This window comes from Streptomyces sp. NPDC001668, assembly GCF_042893155.1.
Taxonomy (GTDB): domain Bacteria; phylum Actinomycetota; class Actinomycetes; order Streptomycetales; family Streptomycetaceae; genus Streptomyces.
Window position 1 is genome coordinate 14,551 of the sequence record NZ_JBIAUQ010000010.1, and the last position, 19,852, is coordinate 34,402.

At 72.4% G+C, this 19,852-nt stretch carries 20 protein-coding genes and 1 pseudogene; 12 read left to right on the forward strand and 9 right to left on the reverse strand.

Annotated features, from left to right (window positions below; genetic code table 11):
* Positions 1-71: 71 nt before the first annotated feature.
* Positions 72-547: pseudogene (locus ACFYZ8_RS27690) on the forward strand (DoxX family protein).
* A gap of 73 nt (positions 548-620) precedes the next feature.
* Here ACFYZ8_RS27690 and ACFYZ8_RS27695 read toward each other — a convergent pair.
* A complete protein-coding gene (locus ACFYZ8_RS27695) occupies positions 621-1,325 on the reverse strand; it encodes an RNA-binding S4 domain-containing protein (RefSeq protein ID WP_388537787.1) in 705 nt (234 codons plus the stop codon).
* 120 nt (positions 1,326-1,445) lie between these two features.
* Between ACFYZ8_RS27695 and ACFYZ8_RS27700 the strand changes: the two genes are divergently transcribed.
* Positions 1,446-2,141 carry a uracil-DNA glycosylase gene (locus ACFYZ8_RS27700; RefSeq protein WP_388538082.1) on the forward strand — a complete coding sequence of 232 codons (696 nt, stop codon included), beginning with the start codon at positions 1,446-1,448 and terminating at the stop codon, positions 2,139-2,141.
* A 56-nt stretch (positions 2,142-2,197) separates the two neighbouring features.
* On the opposite strand, the gene ACFYZ8_RS27705 is transcribed toward ACFYZ8_RS27700, so the two are convergent.
* Positions 2,198-2,866 (reverse strand): GntR family transcriptional regulator, encoded by a 669-nt coding sequence (locus tag ACFYZ8_RS27705; protein ID WP_388537789.1) that lies wholly within the window; start codon positions 2,864-2,866, stop codon positions 2,198-2,200.
* A 177-nt stretch (positions 2,867-3,043) separates the two neighbouring features.
* Between ACFYZ8_RS27705 and ACFYZ8_RS27710 the strand changes: the two genes are divergently transcribed.
* A complete protein-coding gene (locus ACFYZ8_RS27710) occupies positions 3,044-4,513 on the forward strand; it encodes an NCS1 family nucleobase:cation symporter-1 (protein ID WP_359029563.1) in 1,470 nt (489 codons plus the stop codon).
* A gap of 5 nt (positions 4,514-4,518) precedes the next feature.
* Positions 4,519-5,238 (forward strand): aspartate/glutamate racemase family protein, encoded by a 720-nt coding sequence (locus tag ACFYZ8_RS27715; protein ID WP_359029565.1) that lies wholly within the window; start codon positions 4,519-4,521, stop codon positions 5,236-5,238.
* 151 nt (positions 5,239-5,389) lie between these two features.
* Here ACFYZ8_RS27715 and ACFYZ8_RS27720 read toward each other — a convergent pair whose 3' ends face one another.
* A complete protein-coding gene (locus tag ACFYZ8_RS27720; RefSeq protein WP_388537790.1) occupies positions 5,390-5,803 on the reverse strand; it encodes a RidA family protein in 414 nt (137 codons plus the stop codon).
* Between the two features lie 122 nt (positions 5,804-5,925).
* The gene (locus tag ACFYZ8_RS27725) at positions 5,926-6,312 is read right to left on the reverse strand and encodes a hypothetical protein (RefSeq protein WP_388537792.1); all 387 of its coding nucleotides are present in this window, start codon (positions 6,310-6,312) and stop codon (positions 5,926-5,928) included.
* 258 nt (positions 6,313-6,570) lie between these two features.
* On the opposite strand from ACFYZ8_RS27725, the gene ACFYZ8_RS27730 reads away from it, so the two are divergent.
* Both ACFYZ8_RS27730 and ACFYZ8_RS27735 read left to right on the forward strand, forming a co-directional pair.
* A complete protein-coding gene (locus tag ACFYZ8_RS27730) occupies positions 6,571-7,335 on the forward strand; it encodes a nucleotidyltransferase domain-containing protein (protein ID WP_359029568.1) in 765 nt (254 codons plus the stop codon).
* 219 nt (positions 7,336-7,554) lie between these two features.
* Complete coding sequence (locus ACFYZ8_RS27735) at positions 7,555-9,471, forward strand: FUSC family protein (RefSeq protein ID WP_388538084.1); 1,917 nt, start codon at positions 7,555-7,557, stop codon at positions 9,469-9,471.
* On the opposite strand, the gene ACFYZ8_RS27740 is transcribed toward ACFYZ8_RS27735, so the two are convergent.
* A complete protein-coding gene (locus tag ACFYZ8_RS27740) occupies positions 9,468-10,454 on the reverse strand; it encodes an endonuclease/exonuclease/phosphatase family protein (RefSeq protein ID WP_388537793.1) in 987 nt (328 codons plus the stop codon). The genes ACFYZ8_RS27735 and ACFYZ8_RS27740 overlap by 4 nt on opposite strands.
* A gap of 136 nt (positions 10,455-10,590) precedes the next feature.
* On the opposite strand from ACFYZ8_RS27740, the gene ACFYZ8_RS27745 reads away from it, so the two are divergent.
* The 4 genes from ACFYZ8_RS27745 to ACFYZ8_RS27760 all read left to right on the forward strand — a co-directional run bounded on the left by ACFYZ8_RS27745 (position 10,591) and on the right by ACFYZ8_RS27760 (position 13,464).
* Entirely contained in the window at positions 10,591-11,943 is a 1,353-nt protein-coding gene (locus ACFYZ8_RS27745; protein WP_388537795.1) for an amidohydrolase, read from the forward strand.
* Between the two features lie 119 nt (positions 11,944-12,062).
* Positions 12,063-12,278: a hypothetical protein gene (locus ACFYZ8_RS27750; RefSeq protein WP_388537797.1), complete on the forward strand. Its 216-nt coding sequence runs from the start codon at positions 12,063-12,065 to the stop codon at positions 12,276-12,278.
* 138 nt (positions 12,279-12,416) lie between these two features.
* A complete protein-coding gene (locus tag ACFYZ8_RS27755) occupies positions 12,417-13,106 on the forward strand; it encodes a DUF899 domain-containing protein (protein ID WP_388537798.1) in 690 nt (229 codons plus the stop codon).
* A gap of 172 nt (positions 13,107-13,278) precedes the next feature.
* Positions 13,279-13,464 carry a hypothetical protein gene (locus ACFYZ8_RS27760; protein ID WP_359029574.1) on the forward strand — a complete coding sequence of 62 codons (186 nt, stop codon included), beginning with the start codon at positions 13,279-13,281 and terminating at the stop codon, positions 13,462-13,464.
* 2 nt (positions 13,465-13,466) lie between these two features.
* On the opposite strand, the gene ACFYZ8_RS27765 is transcribed toward ACFYZ8_RS27760, so the two are convergent.
* The 3 genes from ACFYZ8_RS27765 to ACFYZ8_RS27775 form a co-directional block, all read right to left on the reverse strand.
* Positions 13,467-15,329: an ABC transporter ATP-binding protein gene (locus ACFYZ8_RS27765; RefSeq protein ID WP_388538086.1), complete on the reverse strand. Its 1,863-nt coding sequence runs from the start codon at positions 15,327-15,329 to the stop codon at positions 13,467-13,469.
* 311 nt (positions 15,330-15,640) lie between these two features.
* The gene (locus ACFYZ8_RS27770; protein WP_359029576.1) at positions 15,641-16,096 is read right to left on the reverse strand and encodes a hypothetical protein; all 456 of its coding nucleotides are present in this window, start codon (positions 16,094-16,096) and stop codon (positions 15,641-15,643) included.
* Positions 16,087-16,749 (reverse strand): ATP-binding protein, encoded by a 663-nt coding sequence (locus ACFYZ8_RS27775; protein ID WP_388537801.1) that lies wholly within the window; start codon positions 16,747-16,749, stop codon positions 16,087-16,089. The genes ACFYZ8_RS27770 and ACFYZ8_RS27775 overlap by 10 nt, the downstream gene beginning before the upstream one ends.
* Positions 16,750-17,028: 279 nt before the next feature.
* Here ACFYZ8_RS27775 and ACFYZ8_RS27780 point away from each other — a divergent pair, with 279 nt between their 5' ends.
* Complete coding sequence (locus ACFYZ8_RS27780) at positions 17,029-17,889, forward strand: helix-turn-helix transcriptional regulator (protein ID WP_359029578.1); 861 nt, start codon at positions 17,029-17,031, stop codon at positions 17,887-17,889.
* Positions 17,890-18,144 carry a DUF397 domain-containing protein gene (locus ACFYZ8_RS27785; protein WP_359029579.1) on the forward strand — a complete coding sequence of 85 codons (255 nt, stop codon included), beginning with the start codon at positions 17,890-17,892 and terminating at the stop codon, positions 18,142-18,144. It abuts the gene before it with no gap.
* Positions 18,145-18,352: 208 nt separating this feature from the next.
* Here ACFYZ8_RS27785 and ACFYZ8_RS27790 read toward each other — a convergent pair whose 3' ends face one another.
* The gene (locus ACFYZ8_RS27790; RefSeq protein ID WP_388537803.1) at positions 18,353-19,843 is read right to left on the reverse strand and encodes a PLP-dependent aminotransferase family protein; all 1,491 of its coding nucleotides are present in this window, start codon (positions 19,841-19,843) and stop codon (positions 18,353-18,355) included.
* Between the last annotated feature and the right edge of the window lie 9 nt (positions 19,844-19,852).

Consider the following 19,852-nt stretch of genomic DNA (forward strand, 5'->3'; position numbering starts at 1 on the left):
GATGAGTTCGGGTAAGGGCGCCGGTCTACCTCTGTGACAGCACCACGGACCGCTTCCCACAGGAGACCCCGATGTCCGAGACCACCGCGCCCGTCACCCGCGCCGCTGCCTCCACCGCTGCCTCCACCGCCCCCCGGTCATCGCGGAGTCCTCCACCTCCCGCGGCCGCCGGGCCCGGATCGCCCTGCGCACCCTGCAGGTCGTGCTCGCCCTCTTCTACGTGATCGCGAGCGCGCTCCCCAAGCTGATCGCGCACCCCTCGGCCGCCGAGGGCTTCGACAAGATGGGCTGGGGCAGCGCCGGGATGTACACCATCGGCGTGCTCGAACTGGCCGGAGGGATCGCCCTGTTGGTCCCGGTGCTCCAGTCGGTGGCGGCCGTGGCACTGAGCGGGCTGATGGTCGGCGCGTTCGTCGTCCAGCTCACCTACTTCGACGGGGAGAACGCCGCGACCCCGCTCATCCTGATCATCCCGCTCGCCCTGATCGCCTGGGCCCGGCGCCGGCACAACGCGGACCTGCTGCGCCTGCTGCGACGACGGGCATGAGGAGAGCGGCCCATGTCACCGCGGCGAGGCCGGCGCCCTGCCCTTCGGGGAGGGGGCCGGCCTCGCGGCAGGCTCAGCGGCCGCCTCGGTGGGAGCGCCGGTCCCTGTCCGAGCGGCGCGCCCGGCCCGTGTCGTCGGGGGTGCCGGAGGCGTCGGGTCCGGCGGGGGTGCCGGAGGCGTCGGGTCCGGCGGGGCCGGTCAGCGCGTCGGGGTCGCCGAGGCCCTCCGGGGCGCCGGAGCCGCCCGGGCCGCTGAAGCGGGTGCGGCGGTTTCCTTCCGCGAGGCCGCGCAGGCGTTCCAGTTCGCGCCGGTCGCGCTTGGTGGGCCGGCCGGCGCCGCGGTCGCGGACACCGGCGGGGGCGAAGGCCGCGCGGGGCGGGGGCGGGGGAGAGTTGTCGACGTAGCACTGGGCGGCCACGGGGGCGCCGACCCGCTTGCGGATCAGACGCTTGACGATGACGATCCGCTCCCGGCCCTCCTGGCGGACGCGCACCTCGTCGCCGACGCGCAGGGAGTGGGCGGGCTTCACACGCTCGCCGTTCACATGCACATGCCCGCCCCGGCAGGCGGTGGCTCCCGCGGAGCGGGTCTTGACCAGCCGCACGGACCAGATCCAGCTGTCGGTCCGCACGCTCTCGCCGTGCTGCGGCCCGGCCGCCTCCGCGGCGGCGACGGCGGCGGCGATCTTCGGGTCCGGCGCCTCGGAGGTCACCTCGGCCGTCGCCCCGGCCTGATCCGCCCCACCGGTCTCGTTGTCGTCCGTATGTTCCGCAGCCATGGCTCCGACCTTAGTACCCGGGGACGCGCACCCCGGGTGGGTTTTCCTGGCGGCGCCCGTCAGCACGGCCCGACCACCACCACCCCCGTGGCCTGCCCGTACCGTGGACCCGTGGACGCAATGGCCGAGCTCGACCGACGGATCTCGGACTGCCGTGCCTGCCCGCGGCTGGTCGACTGGCGCGAGGAGGTGGCCCGGACCAAGCGGGCCGCGTTCGCCGACTGGACGTACTGGGGGCGGCCGGTGCCCGGCTTCGGGCCCGCGGACGCGCGGATGCTGATCGTCGGGCTCGCGCCGGCCGCGCACGGCGGGAACCGCACCGGGCGGATGTTCACCGGTGACCGTTCCGGCGACGTGCTGTACCAGGCGCTCCATGACGTCGGGCTCGCCTCGCAGCCGACCGCCGTGACCGCGGACGACGGCCTGGAACTGCGCGGTGTGCGGATCACCTCGCCCGTGCACTGCGCCCCGCCCGCCAACAAGCCCACCCCCGGCGAACGCGACACCTGCCGGCCCTGGCTGGTCCAGGAGCTGAACCTGCTGCGGCCCACCCTGCGGACCGTGGTCGTGCTCGGTGCCTTCGGCTGGCAGGCCGCGCTGCCCGCGTTCGCGGAGGCGGGCTGGAGCGTGCCCCGGCCGCGGCCCGTCTTCGGACACGGGGCGCGCGTCCCGCTCGACGGACTCGAACTCTTCGGCTGCTTCCATGTCAGCCAGCGCAACACCTTCACCGGCAAACTCACGCCCCAGATGCTGCGGGACGTCCTGCGCACGGCGGCCGAGGCGGCGGGGCTGTATGGGCAGGGCCGTACAGCCTGAAAAGGGCCATGGACAAGCAGGGCCGAGCGGCGGTTCGTCAGATCGTCTCGGCCGCGTCAGATCATCTCGGCCGTGTCCCCGAACAGCTGCCGTACCGTCGACTCGTAGTTGGTCCGCACATGCGCCAGGGCGTGCGCGCGGGCGCGGTCCGGGTCGCCGGATGCGATCGCCTCGTACAAGTCGCGGTGTTCGACGAGGAGTTGGGGCCACTCCTCGTTCCGCCGGGTCATCCAGCGCAGCCGTCCGGCAACCGGTTCGAGGGCCTCGACCAGCAGGCTGTTGCGGGCCATGGCCACGATGCTGTCGTGCAGACGGCTGTTGACGTCGGTGATGGTCTCGGCGTCGCCCGCCTCGGTCGCGGTGGCCGCGAGGCCGAGGAGCCGCTCGACCTCGGCGAGATCCTGCGGGGTCGCACGGGCCGCGGCGAGCCCGGCGGCGTACACCTCCAAGGCCTCGCGCAGTTCGAAGAGTTCCTTGACGTCGTTCGGGGTCAGCCGCCGTACGACTGTGCGGCGGGGCGTCTCGAAGTGGACGAAGCCCTCGGCGACCAGCGCGCGGATCGCCTCGCGGACCGGTACCCGGGAGACCCCGAAGCGGTCGGCGAGCTCCCGCTCGACCAGCCGGTCACCCGGGCGCAGCCCGCCCGCGATGATCTCCTGCCTGAGGGTGGCCAGGACGCGTTCGCGGACGGCCCCGAGAGGCTCGGTGTTCGTCGTGGAGCTCATGGAGCCATCTTCTCCGACGCCGGATCCGTCGCTGACGCCGGAGCTGTTTTACGGAGCGTTAACGAACGCGACATCGGTCGGAACTCTTGACGGCGGGACCATGTCGGCAGTTTGGTATACCAAAACCGGATGCCAGGCGGCCGCCCTCCTCCTGTCCCTCCCGTCCCTGGAGGCCCTGTGTCCCTCGCCGACCGTGCCGAAGTCACCGGCACACCAGCGTTCGTCCCCGATCCCCGGCTCACCAACGAAGACCTGGCACCCGCGGGCAAGCGCAACTGGAAGGTCTTCGACCTCTTCGCCATGTGGATGTCCGACGTCCACAACCTCGGCAACTACACCTTCGCGGCCGGTCTGCTGGTCCTCGGCATGAACGTGTGGCAGGTCTTCACCTCCCTGCTCGTCGGCTTCGTGCTCATCTACGTCGGCATGAACTGGATGGGGAAGATCGGCCAGCGCCACGGCGTGCCGTTCCCCGTCGTCAGCCGCATCAGCTTCGGTGTGTGGGGCGCCAACATCCCGGCCCTGATCCGGGCCGTGATCGCCATCATGTGGTACGGCATCCAGACCTACCTCGCCTCCGTCGCGGTCAACGTGATGCTGCTGGCCGCCTGGCCGGGCCTGGAGTCCTGGACGCACAGCTCCTTCCTCGGCCTCGACGCGCTCGGCTGGGTCTCCTTCCTGTCGCTGTGGCTGATCCAGGCGCTGATCATCAGTCAGGGCATGGAGTCGGTCAGGAAGTTCCAGGACTTCTGCGGTCCCGCGATCTGGCTGGTCATGATCGCGCTTGCGGTCTGGGTGCTGGCCAAGGCCGGCTGGAGCATCTCGCTCACCAGCACCCCGCACCCGGTCTCGGTCGGCGAGCAGTGGCGGCAGTGGTTCGGCGCGATCGGTCTGATCCTCGCCACCTACGGCACACTGATGCTCAACTTCTGCGACTTCTCCCGCTTCGCGCCGGACTACAAGACCGTGCGCCGCGGCAACTTCTGGGGCCTGCCCATCAACTCCACGGCCTTCGTGGTCGTCTCCGTGATCGTCACCGCGGGCTCCCTGGAGGTCTGGGGCCAGGCCATCACCGACCCGGCGGAGCTGGTCGCCAAGGTCGGCAACACCTGGGTGATGGTCCTGGGCGCGCTCACCTTCGCCGTCGCCACCATGGGCGTCAACATCGTCGCCAACTTCGTCTCACCGGCGTACGACCTCGCCAACGTCTGGCCGCAGAAGATCACCTTCAAGATCGGCGGCATGATCAGCACCGTGGCCGCGCTGGTCGTGACCCCGTGGAACCTCTTCTCCAACCCCACGGTCGTCAACTACTTCCTCGGCGGCCTCGGCGCCTTCCTCGGCCCGCTGTTCGGCGTGATCATGCTCGACTACTACTGGGTCAAGAAGGGCCGCGTCGACGTCGACGAGCTCTTCAAGGCCGAGCCCGGATCCCGCTACTACTACCGCAAGGGCGTCAACCCCAAGGCCCTGTGGGCGTTCCTGCCCGCGGCCGCCGTCGCCGGGGTCCTCGCCCTGGTGAAGACCTTCAGCGACGTGGCGCCGTACTCCTGGTTCATCGGCACGGCCCTCGCGGCCGGCCTGTACGCGCTGCTGTGCCGGAGCGAGCGAGCCGCTCGTGAGGTCCCCGAGGCCGTGGAGGTCTGAGAAACGTGCGGATCGTCGTCACCAACTGCAACACCACGCAGGAGATGACCGAGGAGATCGTACGAGGTGCCCGGGCCGCGGCAGGCCCGGGCACCACCGTGCTCGGACTCACCCCCGCGTGGGGCCCCGAGTCGGCCGAGGGCTGGCTCGACAGCTACCTCTCCGCGGCTGCCGTCCTGGACCTGCTGCGCACGTACGAGGGTCCTGCCTACGACGCCGTCGTCATGGCCGGCTTCGGCGAGCACGGACGGGAGGGGGTCCGGGAGTTGGTGGACGTACCGGTGGTCGACATCACCGAGGCCGCCGCGCATCTGGCCTGTCTGCTCGGCCGGCGCTACGGGGTCGTCACCACGCTGGAGCGCTCCTGCGGGCAGATCGAGGACAGCCTGGAGCTGGCGGGGGTGGGGCGCAACTGCGCGGCCGTCGTAGGGACCGGACTGGGGGTTCTCGACCTGGGCGACACCGACCGCACGGAGGCGGCGTTCCTTGCGGCCGCCGAGCGGGCGCGGGATGCGGGCGCCGAGGTGCTGGTGCTGGGGTGCGCCGGGATGACCGGCCTTCAGCGGACGGTGGCGGAGAAGCTGGGGCTCCCCGTCGTCGACGGGGTGGGGGCGGCGGTGAAGCTGGCGGAGTCGCTGGTGGGGCTGGGACTGACCACGAGCCGGGCGGGCGGGTATGCGAAGCCGGTGGTGAAGAGGCGGGTGTGGGGGGCGGGAGCGGGTTGAGCGTGCTCAAGACCGCCGCCTTGCCGCTGCCGTCGGTGCGTTCGGCCTCGTCGAAGCCGTGGCGTTCGTCCCGGTGTCCTCGGCGAGCCAGGTCTGACGTCGGCCGTGGCAACGGCGTCGGGGGCGGTGGCCCGGCGGATGGCGACCGCGCTCACCGTGCCGGCCGCTCGGGAACCGCTGCCGTCGCCGTGATCTCCACCAGCTGGCCGGTGTACCCGAGGCAGGCGACCCCGATCAGCGTCGACGAGTGCGGGCCGGTGCTCAGACCGGACGCCTCGACGACCTCCCACACGGCGGACAGCGCCGCGGGCTCGCTGCTCACGACATGCACATCGGTCGACAGCACGTGCTCCAAGTCGCTGCCGACCGCGTGCAGTTGCTCCCGCAGGTTCGCGATCACCTGCTCGGCCTGCCGCGCGGGATCCCCCTCGCCGACGAGATTCCCCTCGGCGTCCAGCGGAACGGACCCGGCGAGGAACGCGAGTTTCGTGCCGGCCTCGACCACGGAGGCATGGGAGTAGGTCGGCGGCGGGAAGAGGGCCGGGGCGGTGACACGCTGGATCACATGGACTCCTGTGGCGAACGGCGGGCAACTTCCGATCATCGGGGTCGGGGGCCGTGACCGCACCCGAATTTCGGGCACGGCGCGCGCGGCCCCAGTCCGCCACCGCTTCTCGCCCGTCACGGTCACGACCGGCGTTCGCATTCCTGCGCAAGGTCCGGGTACGCCTCGGAGACGGCCGTGTGGATCCTGCGCCGCAACAGCTGTTCCGCGGCCGGGCGTCCGGTGCGGCCGGACAACTCGTCGAGGACGCCGTCGTAGCGGGCCGGCCGATGGACGAGGTGGTCGACCTTCCAGCGGTCGAGCCAGGGCCCCGCCGGCTCACCCCGGTTCCCGCGGTGCTCGACGGCCGGCTCCGTCAGCCGGTCCGGGGCGAGCACCGGCACCTCGATCGGCTCCGCCGCGATCCGCGCCGGCACCTCCCGCCGCCGGCGCGGCACCGCCTCCCGCACCGCCGCCGACCGCCGCGCTGCCACCGCCGCGACGGCCCTGAACTCCTCGCTCCGCTCCACGTCCTCGACCCGCTCGACACTGTGGAGACGGGTCGGCGGGGCCGTACCGCAGTCCGGCGGCGGACAGGTGCGTGCGGTGCGGTCGCGGATCCGGATCCGTCTCGTACGCCGTCATCGCCGATCCCCCGTCGTCGTAACACTGAGGGACGACTTCATTGATAACGCGTGCCACTGACAACGGCGCCGAAGGCTGTGCCCTGGGGCGCCGACGGCGTAATTCCATGGTGCGGTGCCCCCCGGGCTTCGTACGCTGCGCCCATGCCGATCACCCCCGCGGACGCCGACTTCCTCGACACCACCGCCGACCGCCTCGCCGCCCTCCCGGCCGTCCGGGCCGTGGCGCTCGGCGGCTCCCGTGCGCAGGGCACCGAACGGCCGGACAGCGACTGGGACCTGGCGATCTACTACCGCGGCGACTTCGACCCCGCGGACCTGCGTGCCGTCGGCTGGCAGGGCGAGGTGTCCGGGATCGGCGCCTGGGGCGGCGGGGTGTTCAACGGGGGCGCGTGGCTGACGATCGACGGGCGGCGGGTCGACGTCCACTACCGGGATCTCGACGTGGTGGAACGGGAGATGGCGGAGGCGGAGGAGGGGCGGTTCCGGGTCGAACCGCTGATGTTCCATCTCGCGGGGATCCCCACCTACCTGATCGTGGCCGAGCTCGCGATCAACCAGGTGCTGAGGGGTGATCTGCCGCGTCCGGCGGCCTATCCGGACAAGCTCCGCACCGCCGCCGCCACCCGCTGGCGCGACACCGCCCATCTCACCCTCGCCTACGCCGGCGCCAACCACGCCCCGGCCGGGCGCCTCACCGAGACCGCCGGCGCGCTCGCCACGGCCGCCGTGCAGAGGGGGCACTCGGTGCTGGCGGCGCGGGGGGAGTGGGTGACGAACGAGAAGCGGCTGCTGGAGCGGGCCGGGCTGCGGGGCGTCGACCGGATCGTCGAGTCCCTGACGGCGGAACCAGGGTCGGCCGTCCGCGCGGTCGCGGAGACGCGGGAGCTGTTCGACAGAGCGGGCTGAGCGGCCGTAGTGCCTGCGGCAGTCCACTTCCCGGGTTGCGTTCATAAAGAACGTGGCTCCTGCACACATCGTCACACGGGGGTAACACAAGCGTCCCGGCCCGTCCAGGAACGGGACTTACCGTGGAGAGCACAGCCCAACGCCCGGCCACCGTCGCCCGAAGGCACACCCCCGCCTCCCCCAGACGACAGGAGCCCTGTGTCCCGCCCCGCCCCACGGATGCACCTACCGCCCTGGCTCGCTCACGCCCTCCGCGCCCAGCGGGGGCCGATCCCCTGGAACGCGGTCGTGCGCGGGGCCCTGTCCGCCGGGCCCATCCTGCTCGCCGCGGTGCTCGTCGGGCAGACCTCGCTCGGGGTCGTCGCCGCCATCGCCGCCATGCTGGCCGGGATCAACGACCGGCCCGGCAGCCGACGGGTCTCCGTGAAGCGGATCGGGGTGCCGGCGCTCGCCGGAGCGGTCGGGATGGCCGTGGGGACGTATGCGGGGGAGTACATGGGGGCCGTGAGCCTCACGGTGCTCCTCACCCTCGTCGGGCTGGTCGCCGGTGGCGTCAGCGCGGTCGGGCCCGTCGCCTCCGGAGCCGGCACGCAGCTGCTCGTCGCGTCGGCGATCGGGGCGGGCATGCCGTTGCCGGAGGAAGGGTGGCTGCGGGCCGTCGCCTATCTCGGCGGGGCCTGCTGGCTGCTCGTGCTGCGGCTCGCGCTGCCCACCCCCGGCGGCCTCGCCGGTGACTTCCGGTTCGACGGGGAGCGGGAGGCCGTCGCCGAGGTGTACGACGCCGTCGCCGCCCTTCTCGACGCCGTGGGCACCGAGAGCGCCACCTCGCGGCGCGTCGCGCTCACCGCCGCCCTCGATCACGCGCAGGACGCGCTCACCGGGCCCCGGCTGCGGCGGTACGCCAGCTCGGCCGCCGAGCGGCGGCTGCACGCGCAGTACGCCGCCGCGCTGCCGCTCGCCGAGGCCGCCACCGCGCTCGCCTGGGCGGAGGAAGCGGTGCCCGGGCGGGCGTCCGCGGGGCCCCGGCGGCTCGCCGCCGCCGTACGGGAGAACACGCACACCGGGCCGCTGCCCGCGCCCGGCCGGTCGGGGCCCGCGCTGCGGGCGCTCGACGACGCGCTGCTGCGGGCCGCCGAGGCGTTCGACCGGGGCCGGGGCGGGGACCTGCACACGCGCCGGCGCACCGCCCGGGACCTGCTGCGGTCAGCCTTCGGGGCCGGCGGGCGGGAGTACGGGCTGCGGGTCGCCCTCTGCTTCGGGGCCAGCGCCGCCGTGGCACAGGCCCTGCACCACTCCCACTGGTACGGGGAGCACGCGCACTGGTACTGGCTGCCCGCCACCGCCGTCTTCCTCGTCAAGCCCGACCTGGGACCCCTCGCCTCCCGGGTGCTGTGCCGGGCCGCCGGGACCGTCCTCGGCGCGCTGGTCTTCGCCGGGTTCGCACTGGTGCTGCCGCGGCCCGAGGGACTCGTCGCGCTCGTCGCCGTCAGCGGGGCGCTCATCCCCGTGGCCACCCGGCACTTCGCCGCGCAGACGGCCGTCGTCACGGTTCTCGTCCTGGCGCTGGTGATGGTGGGCGGCGAGCCGCAGGCCTCCGTCAGCCGGATCACCGAGACCCTGCTCGCCTGCGCCATCGTGCTGATCGTCGGCCACCTGCCGATGCCGGGGCAGCGGGGCGGGGCAGTACGGTCCCGGCTGACCGCGGCGGGCAGGGCGGCGGAGGCGTACCTCACGCATGTCCTGCGGGAGACCGAGCGGCTTGTTCCCCGGGCCGCCGGGTCCGCCGTACGAGGCATCCCCACCGGGGGCACCCCCACGGAGGACTCCCGCGCCCTGCGCTGGACCCTCCGCCGTGAGGCCTACCGCGCGCTCGCCGAGGCCCGTACTGCCATCGCCCTCGCCGCCGCCGAACTCCCCGCACTCGCCCGGCACTCGGAGGGCGCCGACGAGATCGTCGCCGTGCTCGAACGGATCGTCGACACCACCACCGCGTGTGCCGTCCACCTCGACGACTCCGGGCGGCTCGCCCCGGAGCAGGTCCGGCGGCTCGGTGAACTCCTCGACGAACTCGGGCGACTTGACGAGGGACACGGGCGCGTGGGGGTCCGGCTGCCGGAAGTGCCGCTTGCCGGTTAGGAGGTGAAGCGCACCCACACCGGTGCGTGGTCGGAGCCGGGCGTCCCGACCCGCCTCATCGGATCCTCGTCCACCGAGGGCAGTTCGAGGGCGTCGTCCCGCTGCTCGGGCAGACCCGTCCCCGCCTCCCCGATACGGCGGGCCAGCCGGTGGCTGACCAGGACGTGGTCGATCAGTTCGGCGCGGCCGAAGCTCACGCGGGAGAAGCGGCGCTTCTCGGGTATGCACGGGGCGATGTCCCACAGCCGGAACGGATCGCCGCGGTCGGGCTCGAGGAAGGCGCGCGGTTTGTCGAGCTCGGAGCCGGGCGGCCCGAGCAGGATCTGTGTGGTGGCGGCGTTCACCACGTCGTTCATGTCGCCGAGGACGATCACGTCCCGTTCGGTTCCGGCGCCTTCGAGCAGGAAGTCCGCGACGGCGCGCAGGGTCGTCGCCTCGGCCGCCCGCCGGTAGAGGGCGTAGGCGCCGAAGCGGGCCCGTTCGGCCTCGTCGTGCGGCTGGAAGCGGCTCTTGTCCCCGGGGCCCGGATACGACAGCAGCTTCGATTTGAGATGGGCGACGGCCACCTGGAGCGGTCCGTCCCCGGTGTCGGTCTCCACCGCGAGGAAGCCGCGGCTGGTCTGCCGGTCGTGCGGGTCCGGCTTTGTGCCGTCGTGGCCCTGCACGGGGTGCAGACCCTCGGCGAGGACATGGGTGTCGCGCCGGATCCGCAGCGGGGTACGGCTGAGGAAGCCGACGCGGATGCCCCTGTGGTCCGCGTACCGGGACAGCGCGATGTGCCACTCCCCGCCGATCGCCTTGACCAGATCGGCGAGCGTCTCCTCCTGCCTGACCTCCTGGACGCCCAGCAGTGCTGGGTCGAGCGCGGTGATCACGGAGGCCAGGGCCTCCACTTTCGCCTCGTACTCGGCCTCGGTCCTCGGTGCGCCGTCGCCGCTGCGCGGCAGCATCAGATTCTCCACGTTCCAGGTGCCGACGAGCATGCCGGATCCCTTCCGGAAGGCGTACGACGAGCGGTGGTGAGGCCAGGGTGCCTGCGCCGGCGCCGCCGCGACAGAGCGGCGACGGGATGCGCGGTTGACCCACTGCGAGGGCACGACCGCGTCGTACGGTGCCTGTATGACGCCTTCTCCCGCAGGTCTCATCATCACCCGGTGCACCGTGCTGACGCACGACGATCAAGAACGGGTCGGGTTCGTGCGGGACGCCGCGATCGTCGTACGGGACGGTGTCGTCGAGTCGGTGACCAGCAGTGCGCAGGCCGAGGAACTGCCCGCGGCGGAGCGCGTCGACGCGCGGGGGCAGATCGCCCTTCCCGGGCTCGTCAACTGCCACACCCACGCGCCCATGGTCGCCCTGCGCGGGGTCGCCGAGGATCTGCCGACCGAGGAGTGGTTCAACGACGTCGTCTGGCCGATCGAGTCCAACCTCACCGGAAGAGATGTGGAGTCGGGGGCCCGGCTGGCCTGCGCCGAGATGATCCGGGGCGGTGTCACCTGCTTCGCCGACCACTACTTCTCGATGGACGCCGTCGCCGCGGTCGTCGAGGAGTGCGGGATCCGGGCGCACCTCGGCCAGGCCTACTTCTCCTCGCAGGGGCCTCAAGGACGGGAGGAATCCCTGGAGTTCGCCCTACGGCACCGGGGCGCGGCCGGTGGCCGCATCACCACGGCCCTCGCCCCGCACGCGCCCTACACCGTGGACGACACCGACCTCGCCGCGACCGCCTCGCTCGCCCAGGAGCACGGCCTCCCCGTGCACCTCCATGCCTCCGAGAACCGCGACCAGGCCGAGACCAGCCTCGCCCGGCACGGGGTCACGCCCATCGAGGTGCTGCGGCGCACCGGGATCCTCGACACCGACGTCCTGATCGCGCACGGCAGCGGCATCCTCGACCGCGACCTGCCTCTCCTGGCAAGTGCCGCCGGTCGTACGGCCGTTGCCACCGCCCCGCGCGGCTACCTCAAGTTCGCCTGGCCCACCACCACGCCCGTCCGCGCCCTGCACGACATCGGCATCCCCGTCGGACTCGCCACGGACGGGGCCGCCTCCAACAACTCCCTCGACGTATGGGAGTCGATGGCACTGACCGCGCTGATCCAGAAGTCCACCACCGGCGACCCCCGCTGGCTGACATCCCGTCAGGCACTGCACCACGCGAGCCTCCAGAGCGCCCGCGCGGTCGGACTCGGTGACGTCGTCGGCAGCATCGCGCCCGGCCGCCGCGCCGACATCATCCTGGTCGACCTCACCGGCCCGCACACCCAGCCCGTGCACGATCTCGCCGCGACCCTCGTCCACAGTGCCCGCTCCTCCGACGTCCGCACGACGATCGTCGACGGCCGGGTCCTGATGCGGGACCGCGAGCTGCTGACGATCGATGTCGGCGCGGTGGTACGGGAGTTGGGGGAGCGGATGCCCGCGCTGCTCGACCGGAGTCATGGCCGGCGGATCCAGGACTACAAGACCTGAAATCCGGTCGCGGAGAGGCACTTTGACGCCAACCGCCGGTGACCGGGCGGTCGTGCCAGGTCGGTTCACGCTACATATGAAAGCCGGAGCACACCTGTCTGACGGGGAGGGCCGGCCGGGTGGAACTGACGATCGACGTCGCCGTACTGCTCGCTGTCATCATCATCGTGCGACTGCGCCGGCGAACGGAGGCGCGCAGCCGCAACGACGAGAAGCTGACCGTGGCCATCGTGCTGGTCTTCGGCATCCTGATCGCTCCCACCGCGTTCGGGCACGGAGTCGCGGACGTGGTCGGCCAGGTCGCCCAGGGCGTCACCGAGTCGGGCGGTCCGTGATCGCGCCCCCGTCGGGCTGACGTCGACGGCGGCACCTGACTCCGTCAGGCATCGTCCCGGAATCTTCCCCGGCACCGATGAGTTCCGCCCCTCCCCACGGTCACCACCCCGGACGGACCGTTGCACAGGAGGGACCCCATGGCGCTACCGGAGATCGTCTCGCGGGACGAATGGCGCGCCGCGCGCGCGGAGCTGCTGCTCAGGGAGAAGGCGGCCACGCGGGCGCGCGACGCCCTCAACGCCGAGCGGCGCAGGCTGCCCATGGTCGAGGTGGAGCAGGAGTACCTCTTCGAGGGCGGCGACGGCAAGGCCTCCCTGCTCGACCTCTTCGAGGGGCGCGCCCAGCTCGTCGTATACCACTTCATGTTCGCCCCGGAGTGGGACGCGGGCTGCCGCAGCTGCTCCGCCTTCCTGGACCAGATCGGACATCTGGCCCATCTGAAGGCACGGGGCACGACCTTCGCGGCCGTGTCGAGAGCGCCGTACACGAAGATCCTGCCGTTCAAGGCGCGGATGGGGTGGACCGTGCCCTGGTACTCGTCGTACGGCGGCGACTTCAACCACGACTTCGAGGTCACCCTGGAACACGAGGGGGAGTGGACGGAGCGGCCCGGCGTCAGCTGCTTCCTGCGCGACCGCGACCGGGTCTTCCACACCTACTCGGCCTATGAGCGCGGCCTCGATGGACTCGGCTCGACCACCAGCTTCCTCGACCTCACCGCACTGGGCCGGCAGGAGGAGTGGGAGGAACCCAAGGGGCGTGCGTCGGCTCTTGGGGCGCCTGCGGGCAGTGCACGCATCAGGTATCACGATGAGTACGAGGACTGACACAGAGAGCAACCGAAGTAACCGCTGAGTAATCAAACTCTCACGCTTCGCGCTGAACTCGTGTCAACTACGTCTCAGTACGGCAACTCACCGAGGCTTTCCGGCCCCGGAAGGCGTTAACTCCTACAAGTGCTCCTACGGGTGAGCACACGCTTTCTGGAGGTGCAGGGTGGTGAACGGGCGAACAGTGCTCGAACGCTTTCCCGCTGGCGGGCCGCGCGGATCGTGGCCGGCGGAGGAGTTCGCGCAGGCGAGGCGTCTTGAGGGACTGCAGGCGGAGGTCGTCATGGACCTCGCGTCGGACACGTTCCTGGTGATCGTCCGCAGTGGAGAGGCAGCGGCCGACGCCGTCGCATGAGGTCAGCCCGCCTCCTTGGCGGGCACCCTTGCCGTGAACTGCTCGGCCTGGAGCGAGTACAGCTCCGCGTAGACACCGCCGGAGGCCAGGAGCTCGTCGGGCGTGCCCGACTCCACGAGCCGGCCCTGCTCCAGCACGTGCACCAGATCCGCGTGGCGTACGGACGCCAGCCGGTGGGTGATCAGGATGACCGTCTGGCCGGTGCCGGCCAGGGCGCGGATCTTCTCGAAGACCTCCAGCTCGGCCCGGGCGTCCAGGGCGGCCGTCGGCTCGTCCACGATCAGGATGCGGCCCCTGCGGTAGGCGGCCCGGGCGATGCCGAGCCGCTGCCACTGGCCGCCGGACAGCTCGTGGCCGCCGCTGAAGTTGCGGGCCAGCAGCGTGTCCAGGCCGCGCGGCAGATCGGCCAGCACCTCCCCGGCGCCGGCCTCCGCGACCGCGCCGGACACCCGCTCGTCGGTCAGCGGTGCCGAGGAGCGGCCCACCGCCACATTGACGCGGGCGGTGAACGGCCACCGCTTGAAGTCCTGGGCGACCATCGCCACCCGCTCGGCCAGCAGCCGCCGGTCCGCGTGCGCCGCGTCCACCTCGTCCCACAGGATCCGGCCCCCGTCGGGGGTGTAGAGACCGGCGAGCAGCTTCACCAGGGTGGTCTTCCCGGAGCCGTTCTCCCCGACCAGCGCGACGATCCTGCCGAGCGGCAGGCTGAGCGTCACGTCGTCGAGCGCGGGCCGGGTCGCGTCACCCGGGTAGGTGAAGCTGACGTTCTCGAAGCGGATCTCACCCGGATCGTCGGGCAGCGCGGCCCCGCCCTCCGGGATCGCCCACTGGGCCGCCTCCCGGTAGAGCCGCTGGAGGTCGCCCACGAACAGGGCCTCCTCGTGCAACGCGTTCATCTCGACGACCAGGGTGTTCAGGCTCTGCGAGCCCGTGCGCACGGCGATCACGGCCGTGCCGGCCACCGACAGCGCCATCGCGCCCCCCAGCAGCAGTGCGCCGAGTGTCGCGTACGTCGCCACGGTCGCGAGGCCCGTCCAGGTGGCCGCGATCAGCCCGGTGCGGGCCGCCAGCCGGGCCAGCCGGGCCTGTTCCGCCTCCGCCGTCTCCGCCATGGCGCGGTAGTGCCTGAGCAGGAACGGGCCCACCCCGTGGACCCTGATCTCCGGCGCCGCCTCAGGCTCGATCAGCAGCGCGCCGAGCAGCCGGCCCGCCCGCGCGTGCTGCACCCAGGTGTGGAAGGACTCGTACTGGCGGCGCGCGATCGTCAGCGCGCCCCATCCGCTCGGGATCGTCATCGTGACCAGCAGCGGCAGCAGCGCCGGGTGCAGCACGGTCAGCACGCCCGCCGCCGTGATCAGCGAGATCATCGCGTTCACCACCCGGGTGGCGAACGAGATCATCCGGCGGGCCGAGGAGGCTCCGTACTGGGCGGTGTCCAGCAGCTTGTGGAAGGCGTGGTCCTCGATCGCGGCCAGCTCCACGGTGGCCGCCCGCTCCAGATACCGCTCGGTGGCCACCCGCTCCACCTTGGGTTCGAGGCGTCCCGTGGCGTATGTCGACGCCGCCCGCAGCAGCGCCCCTACGAGCATGACGGCGGCCATCGTCACCAGCGCGGGCACGGCTCCCCGCAGCCGGTCCTCCAGCGCGCCCCCGCCCATCAGGCGCCCCAGCACACTGTTGACGGCGAGCAGGCTCACCGCCTGCGCGAGGCCCCGGCCGACCTCGGCGACCAGCACGATCCGGGCGGCCGGCCGGTCGGCCTGCCAGGCCAGGCGGAAACTGGCCGACAGCAGAGCGGGCAGCCGCACCACCATGGCCCGGAAGCCCAGCTCCAGAAACGCGTCGGCATGGGTGTTCCACCCCATGTCGTACCGCAGGGGCCCGCCGAAGAGCAGCTGCTCCGACTCGGAGACCCCGGGTCGCTCCGCGTCCGGTCGTTTCCCCACCGTGGACCTCCCCCGATCGTGGACGGGGCAACTATGGCGGGGCGGGCCGCACGGGGGGAGGGCGCAGAAGGGAACAGGGAGAACACGCGGGCGTACGACGCGACCGAGAAGGGGCGCGGGGCGGCATCTCCTGTGCGGCTGCGCCTCGCGGGCGCGGGGCGGAATCTCCCGTGCGGCTGCGCCTCGCGCGCGGTCGGTCCCGACTCGGCCGCACGCGCGGGACGGCCGGCCTATCCGGCCGAACTGACCGGCCGGGACCAACCGGGAGTGGTCCCCGTCAGCCGGCACAGGGCCAGGTACAACGGTATCGGCGGCGTATAGGGCAGCGTCCCCTCACCCCGGCGGACGAGGGACGGCACCACCGGGGCGTCCGGAACAACCGCCCCGGTGGCGTACTGGGCGGGCGCGGGCCACTCGAGCGCGTAGTCGGAGTCGGCGGGAACGAGCCACCACCAGTGCGTGTCATCGGCGTACACACACCCGACGCGCGGCAGCCGGGAGACCAGCTGTCTGCTCAACAGCAGCGGCACCCCCACCGCGTCACAGCCCAGCGGTACCGTCATCCCCTCCGGCACGACCAGCCTGTGCGGTGTCCCGGGCGCCCCCGGCGCGCGCAGCCCGCGTCCGAGGCGGACCAGCGAGTCCAGGGTCAGCACCTGGCCGCCGGGCCCGCTCCTCACGCCCATGCGTCCGCGCCCCCCGCTCCGTGGTCGCGGGCTTCCGCGTCGGGCTCCGCTCGGTGATGCTCCTCGGCCTCGTCCCCCCGGCCGGGCCCCTCGGAGGGAAGCGGCTTCGGGCGGGATCCCCAGCCCAGGTCGTTGCGCGGGCCGGTGTCCTCGCGGGGCTCGTCCGCCTTGCGCGGCAGCTCCGCCCAGACCAGCAGCCCGGGCCCGTGCTCATGGGCACCCCACGCGTGACAGAGGGAGTCGACGAGGAGCAGTCCCCTGCCGTGCTCCTCTTCGCCGCGCTGCGGGGACGGGTGCGGCTCACCCGGCGCGCAGCCCTGGTCGCGTACGGCTATGCGCACCAGGTCGTCATCGTCGTGCAGCTCGCAGACCACATGGCTGCTCGCGGTGTGCACGATGGCGTTGGTGACCAGCTCGGAGACCACCAGGGCGGCCGAGTCGCAGGTGTCCTCACAGACCGACCAATGGGTCAGCCGCGCCCTCGTCAGGCGTCTGGCCTGCGCGGGGGAACCCGGATGCGCGGCCAGCTCGAAACGGAACCGGCGCCGGGCAGCGGCCCTGTGGAGGCCTGCTCCCGCGGCGGCACCGAGACCCTGGGGGCGGTCTTCGGCTGCGTCTGTTCCTAAGGGCGGGGACGGAATCACGCTTGCCACTATCGCCCCGTCGTGAACACTTGGCAAGTGTCACTCTGAAAAATGCAGAGTGCTGTGTGGCGCGGTGGAAGCGCGTGGCACACTGCTCGCAACAAGCAGGTCGAGCGGCGCCAGTTGGGATCACCGGAGATCCGTACGCAGCGGTTTTGTATCCGCATTTGTATCCGTACAGATCTTCGAAACAGGTCTTCGAATGGCGCCGCTGGCCTGTCGGCGTGCGGTGGCCGTGACGCCCGTACAGGACTTCGACGCCCGTAGACGACTCAGTGGAGGTGGAGCGTGAGCGAACCGCGGTCCGCGCCGACGGTCGGCCAGGTCGTCCTCGGCAGGCGCCTGCTGGACCTGCGGGAACGCGCCGGGCTCAAGCGTGAGGAGGCCGCCCGCATCCTGCGCGTCGCCCCCGCCACCGTCCGCCGGATGGAGATGGCCGAGGTAGGTCTCAAGATCCCCTACCTCCAGCTCCTGCTGAAGGCCTACGGCGTCGGCGACCAGGAGGCCGAGGACTTCGTCCAGCTCGCCGAGGACGCCAACCGCCCCGGCTGGTGGCAGCGCTTCCACGACGTGCTGCCCGGCTGGTTCTCCATGCACGTCAGCCTGGAGGGCGCGGCCTCTCTCATCCGCGAGTACGAGCCGCACTTCGTGCCCGGACTGCTCCAGACCGAGGACTACGCGCGTGGCGTCCTGCGCTCGGGCGCCATCGGCCAGACCAGCCCCGAGGACATCGAGCGCCATGTCGCCCTGCGCATGGAACGGCAAGGACTGCTCACCCGTCAGGACGCGCCCCGCCTGTGGGTGGTCATGGACGAAACCGTGCTGCGCCGCCCCGTCGGCGGTCCGGAGGTGATGCGTGCCCAGATCGACAAACTGCTCGAGGCGACGAAGCTGCCCAACGTGACGCTCCAGGTCGCCCCGTTCGCAAGCGGGCCGCACCCGGGGACGTACGGGCCCTTCGTGCTCTTCCGATTCGCCGTGCCCGAACTTCCGGACATGGTCTACAGCGAGTACCTGACCGGCGCGATCTATCTGGACGCGCGTGTCGAGGTGGCGACCCACCTCGAGGTCATGGACCGCATGGCGGCGCAGGCCGCTACGGCACATCGCACGAAGGAGATCCTCCGGGATCTCCGCAAGGAGCTGTGAATGAACCGCATCAAGCCACGCCGGCCCGTCTACAACGGCATGCCCGCCCGGGAGCTGGGGAGCGAAGGCTGGCACAAGCCGTGGAGCGGCGGCAACGGCGGCAACTGCCTGGAGGCGATGAAACTCGCCGACGGCCGGATCGCCCTCCGCCAGTCCACCGATCCGGACGGACCGGCGCTGATCTACACCACCGACGAGATGACGGCGTTCATCGAGGGCGCGAAGGCGGGGGTGGCCGACTTCCTGCTCTCCTGACCCACGTGCTCACTTGGATGGGTAATTCACTTCATGGCTGAGATCGACACCACCGAGCCCCACCCCGCGCGGATGTAGAGGCACCGCTCCCCCCACCGGCTCGTCCGTGCCGGCGTCCGTCACTTCCTGGACGCCGGCACCGGCATGTCCGGGTGCCGCGTGTCCGGGTGCCGCATGCCCGCGTGCCGCATGTTCGGGTGCCGATGTCCTACGACGCCTGCGTCCGGCCCGGCGGCAGCGCCCCGCACAGCGCCTCCAGCGCGGCTGCGTAGGCATGCTCGGAGGGCGTCGCGTACCCCACGACCAGGCCGTCGTGGGCCGGCAGGTCCGTGTCCGGGTGGCGGAACTCCGCGAGCCCGTCGAGCGCCACCCCCTGCCGGACCGCCGCCTGGACGGCGGACCGCTCGGTGCCCGGCGGCAGCCGCAGCACCGCGTGCAGACCCGCCGCGACCCCGCTGACCTCGATGTGCGGCGCGCGCTCCGCCAGCGCCGCGACGAGCCGGTCCCGGCGGCCGCGGTAGCGCTGCCGCATCCGCCGTACGTGACGGTCGTAGGCCCCGGAGACGATCAGGTCGGCGAGGGCCAGCTGGTCGAGCACGCTCGCCCAGGCCTCCCGCTCGCCCTTGGCCGCGAGCACGCCGCCGACGTACCGCTCGGGCAGCACCATCCACCCCAGCCGCACCGCGGGCGACAGGCTCTTGCTGACCGAGCCGATCAGGATCACCCGCTCGGGATCGAGGCTCTGCAGCGCCCCGACGGGCTTGCGGTCGTAGCGGAACTCCCCGTCGTAGTCGTCCTCCAGCACCACCGCACCACGCGCGCGTGCCCAGTCGACCACCGCGGCCCGGCGCTCGGCGTGCAGCGGACCGCCGGTGGGGAACTGGTGCGCGGGCGTGAGCAGTACGGCCCGCTCACGGGCCAACTGGTCGACGCGCGCGCCGTGTTCGTCGAGGGGCAGCGGCACGGTCCGCACGCCCTCGGCCGCGAGCAGCTCGCGGTGGAAAGGCAGTCCGTACGCCTCGACGGCGAGCGGGCCGCGCAGGATCGGTCCGTCTCCGCCGCCGCCGCTGCCGCTTCCGCTGCCGCTTCCGCTTTCGAAGAGCAGGCGCAGGGCGTGGGCGAACCCGGAGCAGATGACGATCCGGTTCGGCTCCGTGCGCACGCCACGCGCGCGTGCGACGTATACGGCGAGCGCCGCTCTCAGCTCCGGCCGCCCGGCGGGGTCGCCGGGGCCGAAGACCTCGTTGGGGGCCTGGTGGAGGGCCCGGCGGTAGGAGGCGAGCCAGGCGGAGCGGGGGAAGGAGGAGGCGTCGGGGGTGCCTTGGCGGAGGTCGTGGCCGGCTGCCCTGCCGAGGCGCGGGGCACGCGCGCGTGGAGGCTGCGCGGGTGCCTTCGGGGGTACGGCGGTGTGGAGCGGCCGGGCCCGTTCGGCGACGTGGGTGCCGGAGCCCTGGCGGGCGGTGAGCCAGCCCTCGGCGACGAGTTCGGCGTAGGCGTCGGCCACCGTGTTGCGGGCGACGCCGAGGTCGGCGGCGAGCGAGCGGTACGGCGGCAGCCGGGTGCCGGGGGCGAGCCGCCCGCTGCGCACGGCCTCACGCAGCGCCCCGATCAGCGCGGCCCGCTTGCTCCCCGGCCCGGAGAGCTCCAAGTGCAGGTCGGAGCCGATCCGCTCCGCGTAATTGACCCACGATTCCGCCATGGAAATGCA